At 68.3% G+C, this 21,477-nt stretch carries 21 protein-coding genes; 2 read left to right on the forward strand and 19 right to left on the reverse strand.

The window, feature by feature from the left end; translation table 11 throughout:
* Window positions 1-35: 35 nt before the first annotated feature.
* A complete protein-coding gene (locus AWB95_RS07285) occupies window positions 36-1,241 on the forward strand; it encodes a serine hydrolase domain-containing protein (protein ID WP_062538733.1) in 1,206 nt (401 codons plus the stop codon).
* 100 nt (window positions 1,242-1,341) lie between these two features.
* Here the strand turns inward: AWB95_RS07285 and AWB95_RS23640 are convergent, their stop codons facing one another.
* The 15 genes from AWB95_RS23640 to AWB95_RS07355 form a co-directional block, all read right to left on the reverse strand.
* Window positions 1,342-1,617 (reverse strand): group II intron maturase-specific domain-containing protein, encoded by a 276-nt coding sequence (locus tag AWB95_RS23640; RefSeq protein WP_274520129.1) that lies wholly within the window; start codon window positions 1,615-1,617, stop codon window positions 1,342-1,344.
* 3 nt (window positions 1,618-1,620) lie between these two features.
* A complete protein-coding gene (ltrA, locus tag AWB95_RS07290) occupies window positions 1,621-2,601 on the reverse strand; it encodes a group II intron reverse transcriptase/maturase (RefSeq protein ID WP_238600941.1) in 981 nt (326 codons plus the stop codon).
* A gap of 648 nt (window positions 2,602-3,249) precedes the next feature.
* A complete protein-coding gene (locus AWB95_RS07295; RefSeq protein ID WP_085167886.1) occupies window positions 3,250-4,389 on the reverse strand; it encodes an acyl-CoA dehydrogenase family protein in 1,140 nt (379 codons plus the stop codon).
* A 134-nt stretch (window positions 4,390-4,523) separates the two neighbouring features.
* On the reverse strand, window positions 4,524-5,090 hold the full coding sequence (locus AWB95_RS07300) for a TetR/AcrR family transcriptional regulator (protein WP_373280790.1): 567 nt from the start codon (window positions 5,088-5,090) through the stop codon (window positions 4,524-4,526).
* 68 nt (window positions 5,091-5,158) lie between these two features.
* Window positions 5,159-7,858 (reverse strand): fumarate reductase/succinate dehydrogenase flavoprotein subunit, encoded by a 2,700-nt coding sequence (locus AWB95_RS07305; protein WP_085167888.1) that lies wholly within the window; start codon window positions 7,856-7,858, stop codon window positions 5,159-5,161.
* The gene (locus tag AWB95_RS07310; protein ID WP_062541816.1) at window positions 7,855-8,592 is read right to left on the reverse strand and encodes an ABC transporter ATP-binding protein; all 738 of its coding nucleotides are present in this window, start codon (window positions 8,590-8,592) and stop codon (window positions 7,855-7,857) included. The genes AWB95_RS07305 and AWB95_RS07310 overlap by 4 nt, the downstream gene beginning before the upstream one ends.
* The gene (locus AWB95_RS07315; RefSeq protein WP_169714644.1) at window positions 8,589-9,437 is read right to left on the reverse strand and encodes an ABC transporter permease; all 849 of its coding nucleotides are present in this window, start codon (window positions 9,435-9,437) and stop codon (window positions 8,589-8,591) included. The genes AWB95_RS07310 and AWB95_RS07315 overlap by 4 nt, the downstream gene beginning before the upstream one ends.
* The gene (locus AWB95_RS07320; RefSeq protein WP_062541122.1) at window positions 9,434-10,789 is read right to left on the reverse strand and encodes an ABC transporter substrate-binding protein; all 1,356 of its coding nucleotides are present in this window, start codon (window positions 10,787-10,789) and stop codon (window positions 9,434-9,436) included. The genes AWB95_RS07315 and AWB95_RS07320 overlap by 4 nt, the downstream gene beginning before the upstream one ends.
* An 8-nt stretch (window positions 10,790-10,797) precedes the next feature.
* Window positions 10,798-11,025 carry a 4Fe-4S dicluster domain-containing protein gene (locus AWB95_RS07325; RefSeq protein WP_062541123.1) on the reverse strand — a complete coding sequence of 76 codons (228 nt, stop codon included), beginning with the start codon at window positions 11,023-11,025 and terminating at the stop codon, window positions 10,798-10,800.
* The gene (locus AWB95_RS07330) at window positions 11,022-11,765 is read right to left on the reverse strand and encodes a GntR family transcriptional regulator (RefSeq protein WP_062541124.1); all 744 of its coding nucleotides are present in this window, start codon (window positions 11,763-11,765) and stop codon (window positions 11,022-11,024) included. Before AWB95_RS07330 ends, AWB95_RS07325 begins: the two co-directional genes overlap by 4 nt.
* A 260-nt stretch (window positions 11,766-12,025) precedes the next feature.
* Window positions 12,026-14,827 carry an aminotransferase class I/II-fold pyridoxal phosphate-dependent enzyme gene (locus AWB95_RS07335; RefSeq protein WP_062541125.1) on the reverse strand — a complete coding sequence of 934 codons (2,802 nt, stop codon included), beginning with the start codon at window positions 14,825-14,827 and terminating at the stop codon, window positions 12,026-12,028.
* Between the two features lie 41 nt (window positions 14,828-14,868).
* Window positions 14,869-15,249, reverse strand: coding sequence for a hypothetical protein (locus tag AWB95_RS07340; protein WP_062541126.1), 381 nt, complete (start codon window positions 15,247-15,249; stop codon window positions 14,869-14,871).
* A complete protein-coding gene (gene nusB, locus AWB95_RS07345) occupies window positions 15,246-15,737 on the reverse strand; it encodes a transcription antitermination factor NusB (protein WP_062541127.1) in 492 nt (163 codons plus the stop codon). Before nusB ends, AWB95_RS07340 begins: the two co-directional genes overlap by 4 nt.
* A gap of 2 nt (window positions 15,738-15,739) precedes the next feature.
* Window positions 15,740-16,297 (reverse strand): elongation factor P, encoded by a 558-nt coding sequence (gene efp / locus AWB95_RS07350; RefSeq protein ID WP_062541128.1) that lies wholly within the window; start codon window positions 16,295-16,297, stop codon window positions 15,740-15,742.
* Window positions 16,298-16,312: 15 nt separating this feature from the next.
* Entirely contained in the window at window positions 16,313-17,395 is a 1,083-nt protein-coding gene (locus AWB95_RS07355; RefSeq protein WP_085167890.1) for a M24 family metallopeptidase, read from the reverse strand.
* Window positions 17,396-17,429: 34 nt separating this feature from the next.
* Between AWB95_RS07355 and AWB95_RS07360 the strand changes: the two genes are divergently transcribed.
* The gene (locus AWB95_RS07360; protein ID WP_084707401.1) at window positions 17,430-18,137 is read left to right on the forward strand and encodes a B-4DMT family transporter; all 708 of its coding nucleotides are present in this window, start codon (window positions 17,430-17,432) and stop codon (window positions 18,135-18,137) included.
* On the opposite strand, the gene aroQ is transcribed toward AWB95_RS07360, so the two are convergent.
* Genes aroQ through aroC form a run of 4 tightly spaced genes read right to left on the reverse strand, consistent with a single transcriptional unit; the run spans window position 18,128 to window position 21,463 of the window.
* Entirely contained in the window at window positions 18,128-18,562 is a 435-nt protein-coding gene (gene aroQ, locus AWB95_RS07365) for a type II 3-dehydroquinate dehydratase (RefSeq protein WP_062541645.1), read from the reverse strand. The genes AWB95_RS07360 and aroQ overlap by 10 nt on opposite strands.
* On the reverse strand, window positions 18,559-19,638 hold the full coding sequence (gene aroB, locus AWB95_RS07370; protein WP_062541646.1) for a 3-dehydroquinate synthase: 1,080 nt from the start codon (window positions 19,636-19,638) through the stop codon (window positions 18,559-18,561). The genes aroQ and aroB overlap by 4 nt, the downstream gene beginning before the upstream one ends.
* Window positions 19,635-20,255 (reverse strand): shikimate kinase, encoded by a 621-nt coding sequence (locus AWB95_RS07375; RefSeq protein WP_085167891.1) that lies wholly within the window; start codon window positions 20,253-20,255, stop codon window positions 19,635-19,637. The genes aroB and AWB95_RS07375 overlap by 4 nt, the downstream gene beginning before the upstream one ends.
* A complete protein-coding gene (gene aroC / locus AWB95_RS07380) occupies window positions 20,255-21,463 on the reverse strand; it encodes a chorismate synthase (protein ID WP_085167950.1) in 1,209 nt (402 codons plus the stop codon). The genes AWB95_RS07375 and aroC overlap by 1 nt, the downstream gene beginning before the upstream one ends.
* Window positions 21,464-21,477: the final 14 nt, after the last annotated feature.

Genomic DNA, 21,477 nt, shown 5'->3' on the forward strand with positions numbered 1-21,477 from the left:
GATCGACCGCCACGCCGGGCGGCTACCCTGACGGCGTGAATCTCGACGGCAATCAGGCCTCGATCCGTGCGGCCTGCGATGCCGGGCTGCTGGCCGGCGCGATCACGGTGGTGTGGCAGCGCGGAGAAGTGTTGCAGGTCAACGAGATCGGCTATCGCGACATCGACGCCGGGCTACCGATGCAGCGCGACACGCTGTTTCGTATTGCGTCGATGACCAAGCCGGTCACGGTCGCCGCGGCGATGACGCTGGTCGACGAGGGCAAGCTGGCGCTCGGTGACCCGGTCGCGCGCTGGCTGCCCGAGCTCGCCGACATGCGGGTGCTCGACAACCCCAGCGGTCCGCTGGACCAGACTCATCCGGCGCAGCGTGCGATCCTGGTCGCGGACCTGCTCACCCACACCAGTGGGCTGGCGTATGGATTCTCGGTCGGCGGGCCGATCTCGCGGGCGTACGTTCGGCTGCCGTTCGGGCAGGGGCCCGACATCTGGCTGGCCGCGCTGGCCGAGTTGCCACTGGTTCATCAGCCCGGCGAGCGGTTGACCTACAGCCATTCGATCGACGTGCTCGGGGTGCTGGTCTCCCGCATCGAGGGCAAGCCGTTCCACCAGGTGCTCGACGAGCGGATCCTGCAGCCGCTCGGCATGGTCGACACCGGCTTCTGCGTCTCGGCCGAGGGCCGCCGCCGGGCCGCCACGATGTACCGGCTCGACGAGAACAACCGGCTTCGCCACGACGTGATGGGGCCGCCGCATCTGACGCCGCCGGCATTTCCCAATGCCGGCGGCGGCTTGTGGTCGACCGCCGACGACTATCTGCGGTTCGTCGAAATGCTGTTGCGCGGCGGGGTTCTCGACGGGGTGCGGGTGCTGTCGGAAGAGTCGGTGCGCGCGATGCGCACCGACCGGCTCACCGACGAGCAGAAGCGGCATTCGTTCCTGGGTGCGCCGTTCTGGATCGGCCGCGGGTTCGGGTTGAACCTGTCGGTGGTCACCGATCCGGCGAAGGCGACGCCGCTGTTCGGGCCCGGCGGGCCCGGAACGTTCAGCTGGCCGGGCGCTTACGGCACGTGGTGGCAGGCCGATCCGGCAGCCGAGCTGATTCTGCTGTATCTGGTGCAGAACATGCCCACCCTGTCCGCCGATGCCGCCGCAGCCGTCGCCGGCAACACCTCCCAGGCGAGACTGCAAGCGGTGCAACCGAAATTCGTCCGCCGCACCTACCAGGCGCTGGGGCTGTAGCGTTTAGCGGCGAGGTCGGGTAGCCGGAGGGGATTTCACCCTCCGGCTCCCACAGATCCGTACGTGAGCCTCTCGGTTCATACGGCTCTTGTCACCTTGATCACCAGACTTTCGGGACAGCGGTGGCCCATGCCCAGTGGGCGAAGAACCGCGGGTGCTGGGTGGTGACCCGCCGCCACGCCTGTTGGAAGGCCCCGCGGGCCCGAAACCGCCGGTATTTCTTGCGGACCCACCGCATCAGGTAGGCGTTGATGCGTGTCAGGAGGGGATACAGTGCCGATCGGTAGAAGGCCCCGTAGTAGTTCATCCAGCCCCGCACGATGGGGTTGATCCATCGTGCAAGCTCACCGAAGGATTGACCGGTGCGATGGTGCAGCCGCTACGACCGCACCTTTGCACCGATCTTGTTCAAGGCGGCCCTGCTGATCGCGGGGGTAAACGAGACGAACATGCGCCCGTTTTTAGTCCGCGCTTCGCGCGGGCGGAACGTGAAGCCCAGAAACGTAAACGACGTGTGCGCATAGTCTCCGCGCCGTTTGTCGTCCTTGCAGTACACGATCCGGGTCTTGTCGGGCTGCAACCGCAACCCGACTTCGACCATCCTGTCTTGCAGCGCGGCCAACACTTGGTGGGCTTGGCGCTCGGTGACGCAGTGCACGACCGCGTCATCGACATAGCGTTCGAACCGCACGGTCGGGAACTCCCGGGCCATCCACATATCAAACGCGTAATGCAGGAACAGGTTTGCCAGCACGGGCGAGACCGGCGACCCCTGCGGGGTGCCCCGGTCCCGCTGCAGGGCGCCGTCGGGCAACTGCACCGGCGCGTGCAGCCACCGGCGCACATACAGCGCCACCCACGGCAAATCGGTGTTGGCTTGCACCGCTTTGAGCATGAGATCCCACGACACGCTGTCAAAGAACTTCTGGATGTCCAAATCGATCACCCAGTCGGTCTTCCAGCAGCGCTGCCGGCACACGCCTACCGCATCGACCGCCGAACGGCCCGGCCAGTAACCATAGGAGTCGTCGTGAAAGATCGCCTCGACCTTCGCTTTCAGCTCCTCGGCCACCACCGCTTGCGCCACCCGGTCAGCCACCGTGGGCAACCCCAGCATCCTGGTCCCTCCCCCATGCGGCTTGGGTATCTCCACCGCACGCACCGGAGGCGGAAAGTAGGAGCCCGACGACATCCGATTCCACACCTTGTACGGATTGTTGTGCAGGTCGGCCTCGAACTCCTCGATCGACACTCCATCCACGCCCGGCGCGCCCTTGTTCGCCTTGACCTTCTCCCAGGCCTCCCGAACCGCCCACTTCGAAATCTCGAACGGCTTGCCCGGCGACTTCAACTCGCCCATGCGACTCCTCCCGAACCCCAACAGGTCCGGTTGATCCCACCAACACAGCCACACATGACCCAGCCCCTTCGCTCCACCCCCATTACAGGAGCTTCACCACTACTACGAGCCAGTCCGCCAGCCGAACCCGCCACGGTACTCACACCCACGCTCAGGCGCGGGCTACTCCCTCTCGCCCACCCTCAACCGCAATGGGCGGTGTCGGATTCGACCTTCTCCCGTTCCATGCAAAAGCCGCAGACCGGGCTCGCGTCGCCTCCCTGCCGGACACCACCTGGCCAATCAACGGGCACCCGCCAGACTCATCCCGGGATCCGTCTGACACCCCGGTTTTGATGTCACCTGATTTTGTTTCGACACGTCAACAGCGATTCGCTTGCGCTCGCCTTCCCGATCCCCACCTGACACATCACGCGCGCCTTTTCCACATCGCTCACCACGGTCGCGTTACCACTCCCGCAGCATGTGGCGGTTTGAAGCCTCCCCCCGCAGGGCGACTCCGAAGGGCCAACAATCCTTCATCTCCTGCACAGCACCGCATCCAGGGAGCTACCTACATCGACACTCCCTTCTACGTGCGGGACACACCAGACGCAAAAGTCTCCGAAAACCCTTGGTTTTGGGGGCTTTTGCGTCTGCTCGCCGAACCTAGATCATCGCGATCGGCGAGACTTTGGCGCCGACCTCCAGCGCGCCGGCGAGTTCGCGGCTGACGTCGTAGTCGAACACCACGTGCCCGGAGATCACGTCGACATCCCGCTTGGCGCGCTGTAACGGGTTGTCCAGGAACTGCGCGCTCGCCCCGGATGCCTCCAGCAGGTCGGCGATCACCGACCGGGACTCGTGCACGATGTGCGCGGCAGCGGCCCGCGCGTCGGCGCGGGCCGCGCGGCTGACCCGCTGACCGGCGCGCACTGCGGACTGGATCCGGTTTGCGGTGTCGTCGAGCAAGGCGTGCAGGGCGCGCAGTCGCACCCGTGCCTCGCCCAGCCGTATCTGCGCGGCCGGCTGATCCTTTTGCGCCACACCGGAATACGCCAGCACCCGCTCGCCGAGCCGACGAGCGTAGGTGTCGGCGACCAATTCGGCCGAGCCCAGCGCCGGCATCGCAGCGGTCAACGCCAGTGCCGGCACCATCGGCCAGCGGTACACCGGGGCGTCGTGCAGCGCGGCGCCCGGCGTGGTCCCGCTGTAGATGTCGATCACCTGGACCAACCGGTGGCCGGGCACCCACACGTCCTCGACGACGACGTCGTTGGAGCCGGTGGCGCACATCCCGGCGACATGCCAGACATCCTCGACCCGGACGTCGGACACCGGCAACAGCACCAGCGCCGGATACGGGCTGCCCTCGGGGTCGCAGATCGCGCCGACCAGCACCCAGTCGGCGTCCATCACGCCGGTGGCCCAGGACCACCGCCCGCTCAGCCGGATGCCGCCGTCGACCGGCACCCCTCGCCCGGTCGGCGCCAGCGGCGCCGGGCACAGCACCGGACCGTCGGCGAACACCTCGTCCTGTGCCTGCTCGCTCAGCAACGCGAGCATCCAGTTGTGCAGGGTGTAGAAGCCCAGCGTCCAGGCGCTGGAAGCACATCCGTGCGCCATTTGCCGCACCACGCCGAAGATTTCGGGAAACTCCGCCTGCCGCCCGCCGTAGCGCGCCGGCATCAGCAGTCGCGCCAGCCCCGATTGGCGGTACTCGTCGACGGTGGCCTGCGGCAGGCGTCGCAGCTTTTCCGCGTCGCCCGCCCGTTGCGCCAGGCTGGCGACAAAGTCTGCGGTAACCATGGCCAGGACCGTACCATACCTTTTGGTATGGTACGCGAGGGACCGAGACTGCGGTCACGGCGTAAACGCGCGAAAAATTGCACACTGTACGCAGTTTCGGCGCTGTCAGCGCGGTGTCAACGGCCGCTCGGCCGTCAGTGCCGCAGCATCACTTCGATGAAATCTTCGCGACGGCCAGCCGCCCGGGGACTCGGCCGCGACCCGGACAGGTGCAAGAACCCGATGCCGGCCGCGAACGTCGCGTTGGCGCGCATGTCTGCCTCTTCGGGGTCGAAGCCCTCGTCGAGGAACGCCTGCCGGACGGCGTCGACCACCCGCTCATCGGATGCGCGTACCGCCTTGGCCACCGCCTCCTCCGAGCGCGCCCATTCCCGCATGGCACGCTCCAGCATCCAGTGCCGGGGGCCGACCAGCGCCGTCATCATCCGGGATAGTCGCTGCCGGGGCGGGTCGCCGGCCAGGTCGTCGAAGTACCAGCGGTCCTCGTCGCGGACCGCCGCCCAGGTGTCGACCAACGCTTTGCGGTAGGCCTTCATGTCGCTGAAGTGCCAGTAGAAGCTGCCCTTGGTCACGCCAAGCCGCCGGCACAGCCGGTCCAGGGTCAGCCCCTTGAGGCCATCCTCCGCGAGCACCCGGAAGCCTTCCTGCACCCAGTCATCCACGGACAGCCGCGAATTGGACGAGCCAGCCGATGTCACCACGTTGATTAAGCGTAGTGATTTCTGCGGCCCCTGATTGCACTAATTTGACGCGAATGTCATACGGCGGATCATACGGCGGAAGATGAGGCGGCCAACGCGCGGCGAGCGTAGGCCCGAACGTCGGCATCGTCGTCTTTGAGCGCGCTGCCCAGCGCATCCCGCGCGGCGACGTTCGCCTCGGCCCACCGGGTCAGGCTCAGTACCGCCGCCTTCCGCACGTCGAGGTGCTCGTCGGTCAGCGTCTGGGTGAGCCGGGGAACCGCGACTTCTGCCGCGGCGCCCGCCAGCGCTTTCGCGGCGCCTTCGCGCACCTGCCAGGCCGGCGCCCGCAGCGCCTGCTCGACGGCGGCCACATCGTCGGCGCCGCAACCCAGTTCGCCGAGCGCCGCCAGTGCGGCCGCGCGCACCAGCGGATCCGGGTCGGCGATCAACGCGCGGACGGTGACCGCGCCCGCGCGCAGCGTGGCCAGGCCGTTGGCCGCCGCGATGCGGACCTCCCGGTTGTCGTCACCGGCGGCGACGGCGACTCCGTCCGCGTCGTCGACGGACACCAGCGCGCGTACCGCCTCGATCCGCACCCGGTGATCGGCGTCGTCGAGTGCCCGCCGGTACTGCCCGACCTCGCCGGCGCGGCGCGCGGCCAGCAAGTAGACGGCCACGGCCCGAACCAGCGGATCGGCCGACGCCAGATACCCGCGTCCGGCTTCGGGTTGCGGCAGCACCTCGACCAGTTCGCGCACACCGTCGGCGGCGACCCGGCGCACGCCCGGGTCGGGGTCGTCGAGCGCAGCCAGCAGCGCCGCGGCGTAGCCATCGGGTGTGTTTTCGGTCAGCACGCTCACCGCCGTGCGCCGCACTCCGGCGTCCGAATCGGCAAGAAAATCAGCCAGGTTCGCGACGGTCGGTTCCTCGAGCGCTAGCACTGCGGCGATCCGCGGCGACGGCGGTTCGGTGGGCGCTGCGACGCTGATCCGTGAGCGGGTGGTGTCGGGCGCCTGACCGCCGACCGACGGTGGCTGCTCCACCGCGTATGCGGTTTGATCGACGGGCGGCACGACATCCAGTCCGGGCACCGCGATGAAATAGGGCGCCACCGGGCGCTTGATGAACTGCATCGACCCGTCGGCGCCCTTGTGCACGTTGAGGTGATAACCCCAGTGCTGATCGTCGCGTGCCGGCAGGTCGGAGCGCTGGTGGTAGAGGCCCCACCGCGACTCGGTGCGAGTCAGCGACGAGCGGGCGGCCAGCTCGGCGCAGTCCCGGATGAACGACACCTCCACCGCGCGCATCAGCTCATGCGGCGTACGGGCACCCATCTCGGCGATCTCGTCACGCATGCGCTCGAAGGTCCGCACCGCGATCGACAGTTTCGCCGCCGTCTTGGGCGGTGCCACATAGTCGTTGACGAACCGCCGCAGCTTGTACTCCACCTGCGGTTGCGGCGGTCCGTCCGGATGGCGCAGCGGACGATAGATCAGCTCGTGGGCCTCGCGCAGTTGCTCCTCCGGAAGCTGTTGCGGTGCAGCAATGTCGTCCAACGTGGACGCCGCGTGTGCGCCGGCCAGGTCACCGAAGACGAAAGCCCCGATCATGTAGTTGTGCGGCACACAGGCCAGGTCCCCCGCGGCGTACAGGCCCGGCACCGTGGTGCGTGCATGCTCGTCGACCCATACTCCTGACGCGGAATGCCCCGAGCACAAACCGATTTCGGAAATGTGCATCTCGACGTCGTGGGTGCGGTAGTCATGCCCGCGGTTGGCGTGGAAGGTGCCGCGGGTGGGCCGTTCGGTGGTGTGCAGGATGTTCTCCAGCGCGGTCAGCGTCTCGTCCGGCAGATGCGACACCTTCAGATAAATCGGCCCGCGCGCGGATTCGATCTCGCTGCGCACCTCGGCCATCATCTGACCCGACCAGTAGTCGGAGTCGACGAACCGCTCCCCCAGCGCGTTCACCTGATACCCGCCGAACGGGTTGGCCACGTAGGCGCACGCCGGTCCGTTGTAGTCCTTGATCAGCGGGTTGACCTGGAAACACTCGATGCCCGAGAGCTCCGCTCCGGCGTGGTAGGCCATCGAGTATCCGTCGCCGGCATTGGTCGGGTTCTCATACGTGCCGTACAGGTATCCCGAGGCGGGCAGGCCGAGCCGGCCGCACGCCCCCGTCGCCAATATCACCGCCTTGGCGCCGACGGCGACGAATTCGCCTGTGCGCGTGTGCAATGCGGCTGCTCCCACCGCGCGGCCGTCCTGGACCAGCACCCGCACCGGCATCAGCCGGTTCTCGATTCGGATCTTCTCGCGCATCGAGCGCTGCCGCAGCACCCGGTACAGCGCCTTCTTGACGTCCTTGCCCTCGGGCATCGGCAGCACGTAGGAGCCGGAGCGGTGTACCCGTCGTACCGCGTATTCGCCGTGCTCGTCCTTCTCGAACTTGACCCCGTAGCGCTCGAGCCGCTGCACCATCGCGAACCCGCGGGTGGCTGTCTGATAGATGGTGCGCTGGTTGACGATTCCGTCGTTGGCGCGGGTGATCTCGGCGACGTAGTCCTCGGGTTCGGCCTTGCCGGGGATGACGGCGTTGTTGACGCCGTCCATGCCCATTGCGAGCGCGCCGGAGTGGCGCACGTGCGCCTTCTCCAGCAGCAGCACGTTCGCGCCGTGCTCGGCTGCGGCGGTGAGCGCGGCCATGGTGCCGGCGGTGCCGCCGCCGATGACCAGCACGTCGCAGTCCAGCCTGGTGGGTGCTGCAGGGTCGGGGATTTCTGTCATGCCGCTACCGAATACTCCAGTGCGGCAATGATTTCCGTCCGCAGCGCGGGCTGCTCGGCAGCGTGCCGTGGACTGGGCACGTCGACGAGCGCGCGCAGGGGTTGCCCGGCCCGGCCCAGCACCGCGACCCGATCGCCGAGCGTCAGCGCTTCGTCGACGTCGTGGGTGACGAACACGATCGTCGTCGGGTGCGTGCGCCAGGCGTCGAGCAGCAGCCGCTGCATGGCGGCGCGGGTCTGGGTGTCCAGCGCGCCGAACGGCTCGTCCATCATCACCGCCCGAGGCGCGCCGGCCAGGCCGCGAGCCAGCTGAACACGCTGTCGCATCCCGCCCGACAGATTCTTGGGCAGGTAGTCGCCGAAGCCGGTCAGTCCGAGCTCGGCGATCCACCGGTCGGCCTGGGCGCGCCGGGTGGCCCGCGGCTCGCCACGCAGCTTCAGCGCCAGTTCGATGTTGGAGCGCACGCTGCGCCACGGCAACAGCGCGTTGTCCTGGAACACCACCCCGCGTTCGCCGGAGGTGGCGGTGACCTCGGCGCCGTCGGCCAGCACCCGGCCGGCCTCGGGCCTCAGCAGCCCGGCCAGTGCGCGCAACACCGTGGTCTTGCCGCAGCCCGACGGTCCGGTCAGCACCAAGATCTCCCCCGGCCGCACAGTCAGGCTGAGGTCTTCAATGACCGGTGTTCCGTTGTAGGACAATCGAATTCGATCCAATTCAAGGCTCATACCGGTCATCGGGCGTTCTCCTCACCGCGCGGCAGCCACCTGGTCACCCGGCGGCCGACCAGTTCGACGGCCGCCGAGGTGGCGAATCCAAGCACCCCGATCGTGATGATGCCGACGAACACGTCGGGATAGGCCAGCACCGTGTAGGACTGCCAGGTGCGATACCCGACACCGAGGCGGCCGGAGATCATCTCGGCGGAGATCACGCAGATCCAGGCCACGCCCATGCCCACCGACAGGCCGCCGAACACGCCGGGCAGGATGCCGGGCAGCACCACCCGGATCAGCACGTCCCACCGGCCGCCGCCCAGGGTGCGCACGGAGTCCTCCCACAGCGTGAGCAATGCCCGGACCGCATGCCGGGTGCTGACCATGATCGGGAAGTAGGCCGCCAGGAAAGTGATGAACACGATCCCCGCCTCGTCGGTGGGAAACAGCAGGATCGCGACCGGAACCACGGCAATCGCCGGGACCGGCCGGGTCAACTCGGTCAGCGGGCCGAACACGTCGGCGAACATCCGGGACCGCCCCAAGAGAATGCCGGTCGCCACACCGGCCCCCGCGGCCAGCCCGAAGCCGGTGAGGATGCGAATCAGCGACTGCCCCAAGTCAAGCCAGTACTCGTCGGTGGCCAGCCGGCGGGTCAGGGCGGCGACGATCTCGGTGACGGTGGGAAGCGTGTCGAACCGCAGCCACAGCCGAGCCTTGCCGGCGGTGAGCAGCTGCCATAACCCGATCGCGGCGGCCACCGACGCGGTCCGCAGCAGGCGCGACCGCCACGGCGAGGGGCCTCGGCGCGGCAGGACGGTGACGGGCGTGATCGCCGCCGGGGCACTGATCTCGACGGCGGTCACGCCGCACCCGCCAGGGCTTGCTGATAGTCGACGGCGACGCTGCCCGGGTGCGCGGCGACGTAGCGGTGCGCGCCAGCCGTGGTGTCGAACGGCAGGTAGTTCTGGCCGTCGCGGACCCATACTGATTTGTCGGCGAACCAGCGGGTGCCCAGTCCGGCGTCGTGCACGTAGGCCGCGCGCACGTGCCCGCCGTGAGCGGTGGCGTCCCGCACGGCTTTGAGTAGGGCCGTCGGGTCGGCAAGCGATTGGGTGGTGTCCGATCCGTCCAGCCACAGCTCGCCGCCGGTCAGCGACGGGTGGTCGATTTGGTTGACTGCCTTGCCGTAGTCGAGCTTTCGGGTGGCGAACGCCGCCCGCAGCGGCGCGTCCTGCACAAAGCCGCCGACGTCGAGGTCCGCGAAGTCGCCGATCGACTTCAGGTACGGCACATCGCCTTTCAGCGCGTCGACCAGCGGCGCCTTGAGCGTGGTGTCGAACGATGTGCCGCCGGGGCCGTTGTAGAGGTAGACGACTTCTGGCGGCAGTCCGCTGCCCTCGGCGACGATGCGCGCCGCGTCCAGCGGTTTGGTGTTGATGAAGTCGGTGGCGTCGAGCTGCGCCTGCAGGAAGGCGTCGAGCACCTCCGGGTGGGCGGCTGCGTAAGCCCGGCGCACCACGACGCCGTGCAGCGTCGGGTAGTTCAGCTCGGCGCCGTCGTAGAGCAGCTTGGCCTTGCCCTGGTAGACCAGCAGACCGGGCCAGGCCACGAACTGCGAGAGTGCTTGCACCTGACCGGATTCCAGCGCCGAGGCACCGACCTGCGGCTGCTGGTTGAACACCTCGACGCCAGTGGCCGGGTTGATCCCGGCATTCGACAACGCCCGCACCAGGGTGCCGTGACCGGCCGATCCGATGCTGGCGGAGACCTTCTTCCCGGACAGGTCGGTGATCGCCCCGGCCGTCGACGCCGGCGTCACCACCACCATGTTCAGTGCGCCCTTGGGCTGGTAGCCGGTTACCGAGACGATTTCGGTGCGGGCGCGCTCGTTGGCCAGCGTTTTGGAGCCGTTGATCAGCATCGGGTAGTCGCCCATCGAGCCGATGTCGATCTTCTCGGCGACCATCTGGGCGGTGATCGGCGCACCGGTGTCGTAGTCCTGCCACGTGACACGGTATTTCGTGCCGGTGCGTTTGGTGATGTCGTCGAGTCGGCGCTCCAGATAACCCTGGGCGCGCAACAGCGTGCCTGCGGTCACCGTGTTGATGGTCTTGGACTGATAGCCGACGACGACGTTGACGGCATCGGTGGAGTTCAGCGTGCAACCGGCGGCAACCAGCGTCAGCGCCGCCAGCAAGGTGGCGGTTCTTCTCATGAATTGTCCTAGCGGATCAAGTAGGGCATGTTGACGGTCACCGCGCCTGTCGGGCAGCGGGCCGCGCACGGGCCGCAGTACCAGCATTCGTCGACGTGCATGAAGGCCTTCCCGGTCTCGGGGTTGATGGCCAGCGAGTCCAGCGGGCAGATGTCGACGCACAGCGTGCAGCCGTCGATACACAGCGACTCGTCGATGGTCACCGGGACGTCGGCGCGCTGATTGACCAGTGTCACGTCGAACTCCTAACGAGGCTGCCGCGCATGGTGATTCGATCACCGCGCATCCGGATATATTCCAGGTCAACGGGTCTGCCGTCGTCGAGACTGGTGAGCCGTTCCAGCATGAGCAGCGCCGCACCGTCAGGCACCTGCAGCGCCGCCGCGGAATGGGGGTCGGCGGGAATGGCCTCCAGCGCCAGGCCCGCCGAGCCGAGCCGATGCCCGCTGACTTGCTCGATGAGCTCGAACACGTCGTTGGTCTCCAGCGGCTGGGCCAGGATCTCGGCGCCGACGTCAGGCGCGAGGTAGGTCAGGTCCAGGCTCAGCGGCAGCCCGCCGAGGTAACGCAGCCGTTCGATGAACACCACCTGCTGGCCCGGCGCCAGTTGCAGCCGCTGTGCCACCGACGGCGGGGCGGCGATCGTTATTGCCGCACGCACCTCGTTGCGGACGTCGCCGTAACCTTTGAAGGTTTCCTTCAGACCCAAGAGCGTGTCGAGACCGTGGTCGTATTTGCGTTGCGCCACATGGGTTCCGACGCGCGGCCCGCGATCGATCAGCCCCTCGTTCTTCAGGACGGCAAGCGCATCGCGAATCGTGTTGCGGGAGACGAAGAACTCGCTCGCCAGCTGCTGCTCGGTGGGCAGCCCGTCATCGTAGGCGCCGCTGTGGATCTGATGGCGCAGCACGTCGGCGACCTGGCGCGCGCGGTCGGCGCGGGGCCGGCGGATCGGCAGCGGTACGGCTAAGGCCACGCCGTCACGCTATCGGCGCACCGCAGGTGTCCTGGCCGGCCGAAATGGCCGCGGCGAGGCGACCGGATGCATTGCGCCGCCCGGTACTGCGGTACTACCAGCCGAAACTCGGGATCAGCCGGCGATTGCGCCACCTCACCCCGGTAGTCAGGCTTTCGACTCCCGATGAGTCGAACTCTCTGCGCGGCGAGCGTGCGTGATCCCGCGACAATTGCCGGCGTGTCGACCGGCGACACGCACGCTGACGGCAAAAAAGGGGGCTAGCCGAGGACGGCACGGGTGGAGGCCACCGCGACCTCCGAGGCCCTGCCGTTTCCGCTTGCCTCGGCGACGGCGCGCCTGGTGGTGGCCATCCGCTGCAGTGCTGCCTCGGTGAAGACCGACAGCCCAAGCTCCGGGTTGTAGCCGTGGATCTCCTTCACGTCGATCTCGGCGAGGAAATACAGGATGTCCTTGGAGATCACCTGGCCCGGAACCAGCACCGGAAAGCCCGGCGGGTAGGGCACCACAAAAGTGGTGGACACCAACGGCTTTCCCTCCACAAGCCGCCTCCCGGCGGCGCCGAGCTGGACGTGTTCGCGGTCGGAATCCTCGTATCCGGCGTAGAACGCCGACCGCATGTCGCCGAACGAGCAGGTTCCCTCGGGACGGAATGCGCTGTCGAATTCGCTGAAATCGGGCAGCGCCGGCAGATCCTCGGTGATCTCCTCGACCCGGCGCTCGTGCAGCGTGCGATCTTCCTTGCCCGCCGCGGATTGGGTTCGCTCGAAATCGGCGGCCACCCGGCGCAGCGCGTCGAGCAGGTAGTGCACACTCGACCAGGTGACGCCGATCGTGAAGATCAGCAGCACGCTGTTGATCGACGTCTTATTGATCTGGATGCCGAACCGGTTCATCAGGATTTTCTCGCGGAACTCGTAACCGTTCATGCCGGTCTTCCCGATGAACAGGGTGACGCGGGTGGGGTCCAGCACGAACTGATCCGAACGCCACGCTTCGTTCCACTCGGCCAGCGCGCCCTGGCGAACCTGGCGGTAGGAGCTGACTTTCGACAGCCGGAACTCGTCGGGCACCAGGTCGGATTCGTCGAGGATGCGAAACCACTTGCCGATCAACCGGTCTTTGCGGACCCGGTGACGAAACACCAGTGCCATGTCGTAGACGTAGCGGACCATCTCGAAGCCCTCGATGTCGACCTGCCGGCGCGCCAGGTCCAGCGACGCGAGCAGCTGCTGATTGGGCGACGTGGAGGTGTGGGTCAGAAACGCCTCGGCGAACGCGTCGCGGCTCTGCGCCGCGAAATCCTGGTCGCGGATGTGGATCATCGACGCCTGTCGAAGCGCAGATAGCGACTTGTGCGTGGAATGTGTTGCGTAGACCCGGATCCGAGCGCGATGGGGGTCCGGCAGCAGCCGGTGGTTGACCCACTCCGCGCGCTCGACCCCTTCCATCGACGCAGTCCACTTGCGGTACTCCTCGGCGTAGGCCGGAGACGACAGCATCGATTCGAGTTGCTCGGCGGCGACCATCGCGGTCCGCTGTCGTGCCCACGGCACCGCGGTGGCGAACGCGTACCACGCCTCGTCCCACAAAAAGCAGATGTCCGGCTTGATCGCCAGCACCTCCTCCATCACGCGCCGCGGGTTGTAGACGACGCCGTCGAACGTGCAGTTGGTCAGCAGCAACATGCGCACCCGGTCCAGCTGTCCGACGGCCTCGAGGTCGAGCAGTGCCTGTTTGATTGTCTCCAGCGAGACCGCGCCGTAGATCGCGAACGGCTGCAACGGATATGCGTCCAGATACAGCGGGTAGGCACCGGCCAGCACCAGGCCGTAGTGATGCGACTTGTGGCAGTTGCGGTCGATGAGCACGATGTCGCCGGGCCGGGTAAGTGCCTGCACGACGATCTTGTTGGCGGTCGACGTGCCGTTGGTGACGAAGTAGGTCGAATTGGCGTTCCAGGTCACCGCGGCCTTGTCCATCGCCGCCCGGATGGCGCCGTGCGGGTCCAGCAGCGAGTCCAGCCCGCCCGACGTCGACGACGTCTCGGCCATGAAGATGTTGCGGCCGTAGAACTCGCCCATGTCGTGCAGCGACTTGGAGTTGAAGATGCTGGCGCCGCGCGCGACGGGCAGGGCGTGGAACTGGCCGACCGGTGCGGCGGCGTAAGCCCGCAGCGCGTCGAAAAACGGTGTGGCGAACCGGTTCCGGATGCCGGCAAGCACCGTGCTGTACAAGTCGGTGACGTCGTTGAGCCGGTAGAACGTGCGGTCGTAGACGTTGGGCTCATCCTCGGTCTCGGCGGCGATCGACTCGTCGGTGAGCAGATACAGGTCGATGTGCGGCCGCAGTTCACGGATCCACTCGCCGCACTCGACCCAGTCGTGGGTGCGGTCGGTGGCCACCACGTCGTCGTTGGCGCCGAGCAGTGTGGTCATCAACGGCACCCGGTCGCGGGACCGCAGCGGCAGGTCGTGGCGGATGATCGCCGCCTGGATTTCACCGTTGAGGGCGACGGCGGTGATCGCGTCCTCGACGCTGGTCACCACCAGCAGTTCGATCTGCACGTCGTCGGACGGGTCGCGAAGCGCGCGCAGGCATTCGGCCAGGCTTTCCGGGGCCGTCGTCGGGGAGTCGTCGGCAAGCAGCACGGTGTAGAACTGTTGTTCCTTGGCCCGCGCCACCAGCTCCTGGTCGGCCAGCGACCCGGACGTGTCGAACAGCGCCGCCCGGTCGCCGTATTCGGAGAGCAGCCGCACCGCCAGCGACACCTCGTCGGCAAGGCTCACCGTGGCAAGGTTGTCGAGATAGCTGCGGAATGCCTCCAGGTTCTCCGCACCCGGGTACAGCCAATAGCGTTCGTAGGCCGCGAGCCGCTTGAGCAGGCGCTTGACCCGGGCCACCTCGTGTGTCGTGTCCAGCCCCGCCCGGTTGACGACGGTGAGCTGATGGCAGGCGTCGTCGAGCAGATTCCAGGTATCCAGCCGCGAATACGACGGGTTGGCTACCGCCGCCAGCGCGGAAACACGAAGCCGTCTCGGGCGCCTGCCGTCACGGTCCATGTCGCCAGTGTGTCCCTCCGTCGAACGGCGTGGGGGTGGTTTCAGCCGTCGAGGTCGTCGTCGCCTGACGGCCTGGCCCGGTTGATCGCCATCCACCGGCGCACCGGCAGATCCCAGCGCCGCGACCCGACCTCGGTGACGTCGGACAGCGATCGGACCACGGCCTGGGTCAGCCCCATGATCGCGGCCATCACCGGAAGCAGCGGCGCGAAAGGCCGGGCCACCGAACGAACCGTGCTGATGCGCCGCGCCACCACGTAGCGCTCGATGCAGTGATAGAGCCAGGCCCCCACACCCAGCGCGTAGATCGCCAGCGCCGCCGCGATCGCGGCCTGCCCGTACGCGGCGCACACCACCGCGCCCAGCACGACGGTCGCCGCCAGCACGCCGGCGATGACGACCCGCAGCTCCAGCCGGGTCATGACTCGCGGTTCTGGACCGCTTGGGCAGCGGCCCGGATCTGCGGCGTCACCAACATCACTTGGCCCAGCACCCCGTTGACGAAGCCCGGCGAATCGTCGGTGGACAGCTCCTTGGCCAGCTCCACCGCCTCGTCGACGGCAACCGGCTCCGGCACGTCCTTGGCGTGCAACAACTCCCACACCGCAACCCGCAGGATCGCCCGGTCCACCGCCGGGAGCCGTTCCAGCGTCCAGCCCTGCAGGTGCGACGAGATCAGGTCGTCTATATGAGCGCTGTGCGCGGCCACGCCACGCGCCACGGTCTCGGTGTAGGGATGCAGCGGCGCCACATCCGGTTTCGCCTCCGCCAAAGCGGCGCGGGCCTCGGCCGCCTCGACAGGGGTCAAGCCGCGCGCCTCGGCCTCGAACAGCAAGTCGACGGCGCGCTTGCGGGCCTGATGCCGCCCTTTAACAGCCCTCGCAGGCCTCGCCGGCTTGGCCTCAGGCATCGTCAAGCACGGCCCAGGTAGCTGCCGTCGCGGGAGTCGACCTTCAACTTGTCGCCCGTGTTGATGAACAACGGGACGTTGATCTGCGCGCCGGTCTGAAGCGTCGCCGGCTTGGTGCCCGCGCTGGACCTGTCGCCCTGTAAACCGGGCTCGGTGTGGGTGACCTCCAACTCGACGGTCACCGGCAGCTCGATGTACAGCGGCGAGCCGTTGTGGAAGGCCACCTGCACCGGCATGCCCTCGAGCAGGAACTTGGCCGCGTCGCCGACCAGCGACTCCGGCAGGTGATGCTGCTCGTAGTCCTCGCTGTCCATGAACACGAAGTCCGAGCCGTCGCGGTACAGGTAGGTGGTGTCGCGGCGGTCCACGGTGGCCGTCTCCACCTTCACCCCGGCGTTGTAGGTCTTGTCCACCACCTTGCCGGAGAGCACGTTCTTGAGCTTGGTGCGCACGAACGCCGGGCCCTTGCCGGGTTTGACGTGCTGAAACTCGACGATTTGCCACAGCTGGCCGTCGATCGCCAGCACCAGGCCGTTCTTGAAGTCGGCAGTAGTTGCCACGGTCTTCTACGTCTCCTAGAGGATGGCCAGTTCCTTGGGGAACCGGGTAAGTAATTCGGGGCCCTGCGTTCCCACGACCAACGTGTCCTCGATGCGGACGCCGCCACGGTCGGGCACATAGACACCGGGCTCCACCGTCACCACGGAGCCCGCACGTAGTGTACCGGCGGCGCTGGCGCTGATCCCCGGCGCTTCGTGGATCTGCAGGCCCACCCCATGGCCCAGGCCATGCCCGAAATGGTCGCCGTGGCCGGCGTCGGCGATCACCCGCCGCGCCGCGCCGTCCACCTCGGCCAGCTCGGCGCCCACCCGGAGCGCTTCCCGGCCGACGCGCTGCGCCTCGGCGACCAGTCGGTAGATGTCGCGCTGCCAGTCTGCGGCCTTGCCCAGCACGAAGGTGCGGGTCATGTCGGAGTGATAGCCGGCCACCAGTGCGCCGAAGTCGATCTTGACGAAGTCGCCGGCGGCCAGCACCGCGCCGGTGGGCCGGTGATGCGGGATCGCCGAATTGGCTCCGGCGGCAACGATTGTCTCGAACGACGGCCCGTCGGCGCCGTGGTCGAGCATCAGGGCCTCCAGCTCGCGGCCCACCTCGCGTTCGGTCCGGCCCGGCCGCAGCCCGCCTCGCTCGACTAGGTCGGTCAGCGCCGCGTCGGCGGCCTCGCACGCCAGGCGCAGCAGCGCCACCTCGCCGGCGTCCTTGACCTCGCGCAGCGCCTCGACCGTGCGTGGCGCGCGGACCAGTTCGGCGCCGCCCGCCTCGTCGGCCAGGACGTCGAAGCCGTCGACGGTGACGACGTGGCTTTCGAAGCCCAGCCGCTGCACGCCGGCGGCCGCGGCGCGCCCGGCCAGGTGGCGGCCGCAGGCCCGCTCGATGACCACCTCCAGGTCGGGTGCCTGTTCGGCGGCTTGAGTGCGATAGCGGCCATCGGTGGCCAGCACCGGCGGCCGGTCGTCGGCGAAGACGAGCAAGGCGGCGTTCGAGCCGGTAAAACCGGACAGGTAACGGACGTTGACCAGGTCGGTCACCAGCATCGCGTCCAGCCCGGCGGCGCCGATCCGCGAACACAGATTGTGCCGACGCTGGGAATGTGTCACGCCCGACGACGGTACTCGTCTACGCTGTGGCCCCATGAGTAACTGGATGCTGCGCGGTCTGGTCTATGCCGCCGCGATGGTCGTCGTCCGCCTGTTCCAGGGGACGTTGATCAACGCTTTTCAAACCCAGGCCGCATTGATCAGCATTGTGCTGCTCATCCTGTTCATCATCGGGATCGTGGTGTGGGGCATACGAGACGGCCGCGCCGACGCGTGGGTGCAGCCCGACCCGGACCGTCGCGGTGACCTGGCCATGGTGTGGCTGCTGGCCGGCCTGGTGGCCGGCATCGTCAGCGGCGCGGTGGCCTGGCTGATCTCGCTGCTCTACAAGGGCCTGTACGCCGGTGGTCTGATCAACGAGCTCACCACGTTCGCCGCGTTCACCGCCCTGCTGGTGTTCCTGGGCGGAATCGGCGGGGCGACGCTGGGCCGCTGGCTCATCGACCGCAAGGGCAACTACGCGCCGCAGCCCCGCGGCGGCGGTGAGGAGGACCGCGTGGACACCGACGTGTTCGCCGCGGTACGGCCTGACGACACCGCCACCCAGGGCGGTGCGATGCACCAGCAGCAGGCGTCCTCGGTGGCCACGGCCGAACGGGAAGCGACCACGGCGCCGCAGCCGGCCTACAGCGAGTCGCCGACCGAGGAAATCAAGCTGTCCGACGTCGAAGCGCCCACCGAGGCGAAGCCGGCCGAAGCCGAGGCTCAAACCGAGAAGGCCAAGCCCGAAGATCAGCGGTAGACGCTGGACAGATACTTCAGCGCCAGCAGGTAGCCCTGCACGCCCAGACCGACGATGACCCCCGTCGCTATCGGGCTCAGATAGGAATGGCGCCGAAACTCTTCGCGGGCATACACGTTGGAGATGTGCACCTCGATCAGCGGTGCCCGCAGCTCGGTGCAGGCGTCGCGTAACGCGACCGACGTGTGCGTCAGCCCCCCGGCGTTGAGAATCACCGGCTGTTGCGCATCGGCCGCCGAATGGATCCACTCCAGCAATTGGGCTTCGCTGTCGCTTTGCCGCACAACAACTTTCAGGCCGAGTTCGGTAGCCTCCCGCTCGATCATGGCGACCAGGTCGTCGTGGCTGGTGTCGCCGTAGACGTCGGGCTCCCGCCGGCCCAGCCGGCCGAGGTTGGGTCCGTTGATGACGTTGACTTGTGTCATGCACCGACCTCCGCGTAGGCGGCGGCCAGTAGCGCCGGGTCCGGACCCTCGAGCCGGCCGGGTTTGGCCAGCCCGTCGAGAACGACGAATCGCAGTACCCCTGAACGAGTTTTCTTGTCGCCGGCCATGTATTCCAGCAACTCCGGCAGCGCGTCGGCGTCGTAGCTGACCGGCAACCCCAGCGAGGTCAGGATGCTGCGGTGCCGCGCGGCGGTGCCGTCGTCGAGCCGTCCCGCCAGCCGGCCCAACTCGGCAGCGAACACCAGACCCACCGACACCGCCGCGCCGTGGCGCCACCGGTAGCGTTCCCGGCGCTCGATGGCATGGCCCAAAGTGTGCCCGTAGTTGAGGATTTCGCGAAGCTGCGATTCCTTCTCGTCGGCCGCGACAACCTCCGCCTTGACCGCGACCGCACGCCGGATCAGCTCCGGCAGCACCTCGCCGGCCGGGTCCAGGGCGGCCTGCGGGTCGGCGTCGATCAGATCGAGGATCACCGGATCGGCAATGAAGCCAGCCTTCACGACTTCGGCCATCCCCGCGACAATCTCGTTGCGCGGCAACGTCTCCAGCGTCGCCAGGTCGACCAGCACGGCGGCCGGCTGGTGGAACGCGCCGACCAGGTTCTTGCCGGCGTCGGTGTTGATCCCGGTCTTGCCGCCGATCGCGGCGTCGACCATGCCGAGCAGCGTGGTGGGCACGTGCACGATGTCGACGCCGCGCAGCCAAGTGGCGGCGGCAAACCCGGCGACGTCGGTGGCCGCGCCCCCGCCCAGGCTGACCAGAGCGTCCTTACGGCCAATGCCGATGCGGCCCAACACTTCCCAGATGAATCCCACCACCGGCAGGTCTTTGCCCGCTTCGGCGTCCGGGATTTCGATGCGGTGTGCGTCAATGCCTTTGTCCGCCAGGCTCTTCCGGATTGCCTCAGCGGTGGCCGATAGCACCGGCTGGTGCAGGATCGCGACGCGGTGCCGGCCGGCGAGCAGCTCTTGGAGCTCCCCCAGCAGACCGGTGCCGATCACCACCGGGTAGGCCGGGTCGACGGCCACCTGCACGGTGACCGGTGCGCCGCTCATTTGCCCGCCTCGGCGCGGCGGGCGGCCGCCAGGGTGGCCGGAGTGACCGGGGTGGGCGGCGGCCCGGGTTCGGCGTCGAGGCGGCGGCGCCCGCACCGCCGGGTCTTGTCGCGATTCTCCAGCCGCGACACGATGTAGCGCACGACGGCGCCGGGGTTACGGCGGTTGGTGTTCACCCGGAGGGTGGCGACCCGGCGGTACAGCGGTACCCGCTGCGACATCAGCGCCCGGAACTTCTCGGCGCGGTCGGAGCCGGCCAGCAGCGGGCGGGTCGTGTTGCCGCCGGTGCGCCGCACCCCTTCGGCGGCGGTGATCTCCAGGAAGATCACGGTGTGGCCGTCCAGCGCTGCGCGGACGCCGGGGGTGGTGACGGCGCCGCCGCCGAGCGACAGGACGCCGTCGTGCTCGGCCAGCGCCCGGCGCACCACCTGTTCCTCGATGCGACGGAATTCCTTCTCGCCGTCGGTGGCGAAGATGTCGGCGATGCTGCGGCCGGTCTGCGCTTCGATCGCGGCGTCGGTGTCGAGCAGCTCGACACCGAGCGCCTTGGCAAGCCGCCGGCCGATCGTGGACTTGCCCGACCCGGGCAAGCCCACCAGCACCGCCTTCGGCGCCATTAGCCGGACGCCCGGACTTCGGTGGCGGGTTCGCGTTCGGCGACCGAACGGAGGTAGCCCTCGGCGTTGCGGCGGGTTTCGGCCAGCGAGTCGCCGCCGAACTTCTCCAGCACCGCGCGGGCCAGCACCAGGGCCACCATGGTTTCGACCACCACCCCGGCGGCCGGCACCGCGCACACGTCCGAGCGCTGGTGGATGGCGACGGCCTCGTCGCCGGTGGCCATATCGACGGTCGCCAGCGCCCGCGGCACCGTGGAGATCGGCTTCATCGCGGCGCGCACCCTCAAGGGTTGGCCGTTGGTCATCCCGCCCTCCAGACCGCCGGCCCGGTTGGTCGAGCGGACGACACCGTCCGGCCCGGGGTACATCTCGTCGTGGGCGCGGCTGCCGCGGCGCCGCGCGGTCTCGAAGCCGTCGCCAATCTCCACGCCTTTGATCGCCTGGATGCCCATCACAGCCGCGGCCAGTTGGCTGTCGAGCCGGTTGTCGCCGCTGGTGAACGACCCGACGCCGACGGGCAAGCCGTAGGCGACCACCTCGACGACGCCGCCGAGCGTGTCGCCGTCCTTCTTGGCGGCCTCGATCTCGGCGATCATGGATTTTTCAGCCTCTTCGGCAAACGCACGCACCGGGCTGGCGTCGATCGCGGGCAGGTCGTCGGGTTGTGGCGGCGGGCCGTCGTAGGGATGGGATGCGCCGATCGAGACGACGTGGGAGAGCACTTCGACGCCGAGCGCCTGCTTGAGGAACTGCCGCGCGACGGTGCCGGCCGCGACGCGGGCCGCGGTCTCGCGGGCGCTGGCCCGCTCCAGCACCGGGCGGGCGTCGTCGAAGCCGTACTTGAGCATGCCGGCGTAGTCGGCGTGGCCGGGCCGCGGCCGGGTCAGCGGCGCGTTGCGCGCGACCTCGCTGAGCACCGCGGGGTCGACCGGGTCGGGGGCCATCACGTCTTCCCACTTCGGCCATTCGGTATTGGCGATCTCGACGGCGATCGGGCCGCCCAACGTGCTGCCGTGCCGCACCCCGGCCAGCACGGTCACCTGGTCGCGCTCGAATTTCATCCGGGCGCCGCGGCCGTAGCCGAGCCGGCGGCGGGCCAGCTGGGCGGCGATGTCCTCGGAGGTGACGCTCACCCCGGCGACCATGCCTTCCAGCACGGCCACCAGCGCGCGGCCGTGGGATTCACCGGCAGTGGTCCAACGCAACACGTGTCCCATCTTCC

This window comes from Mycobacterium celatum, from assembly GCF_002101595.1.
Classification (GTDB): Bacteria; Actinomycetota; Actinomycetes; order Mycobacteriales; family Mycobacteriaceae; genus Mycobacterium; species Mycobacterium celatum.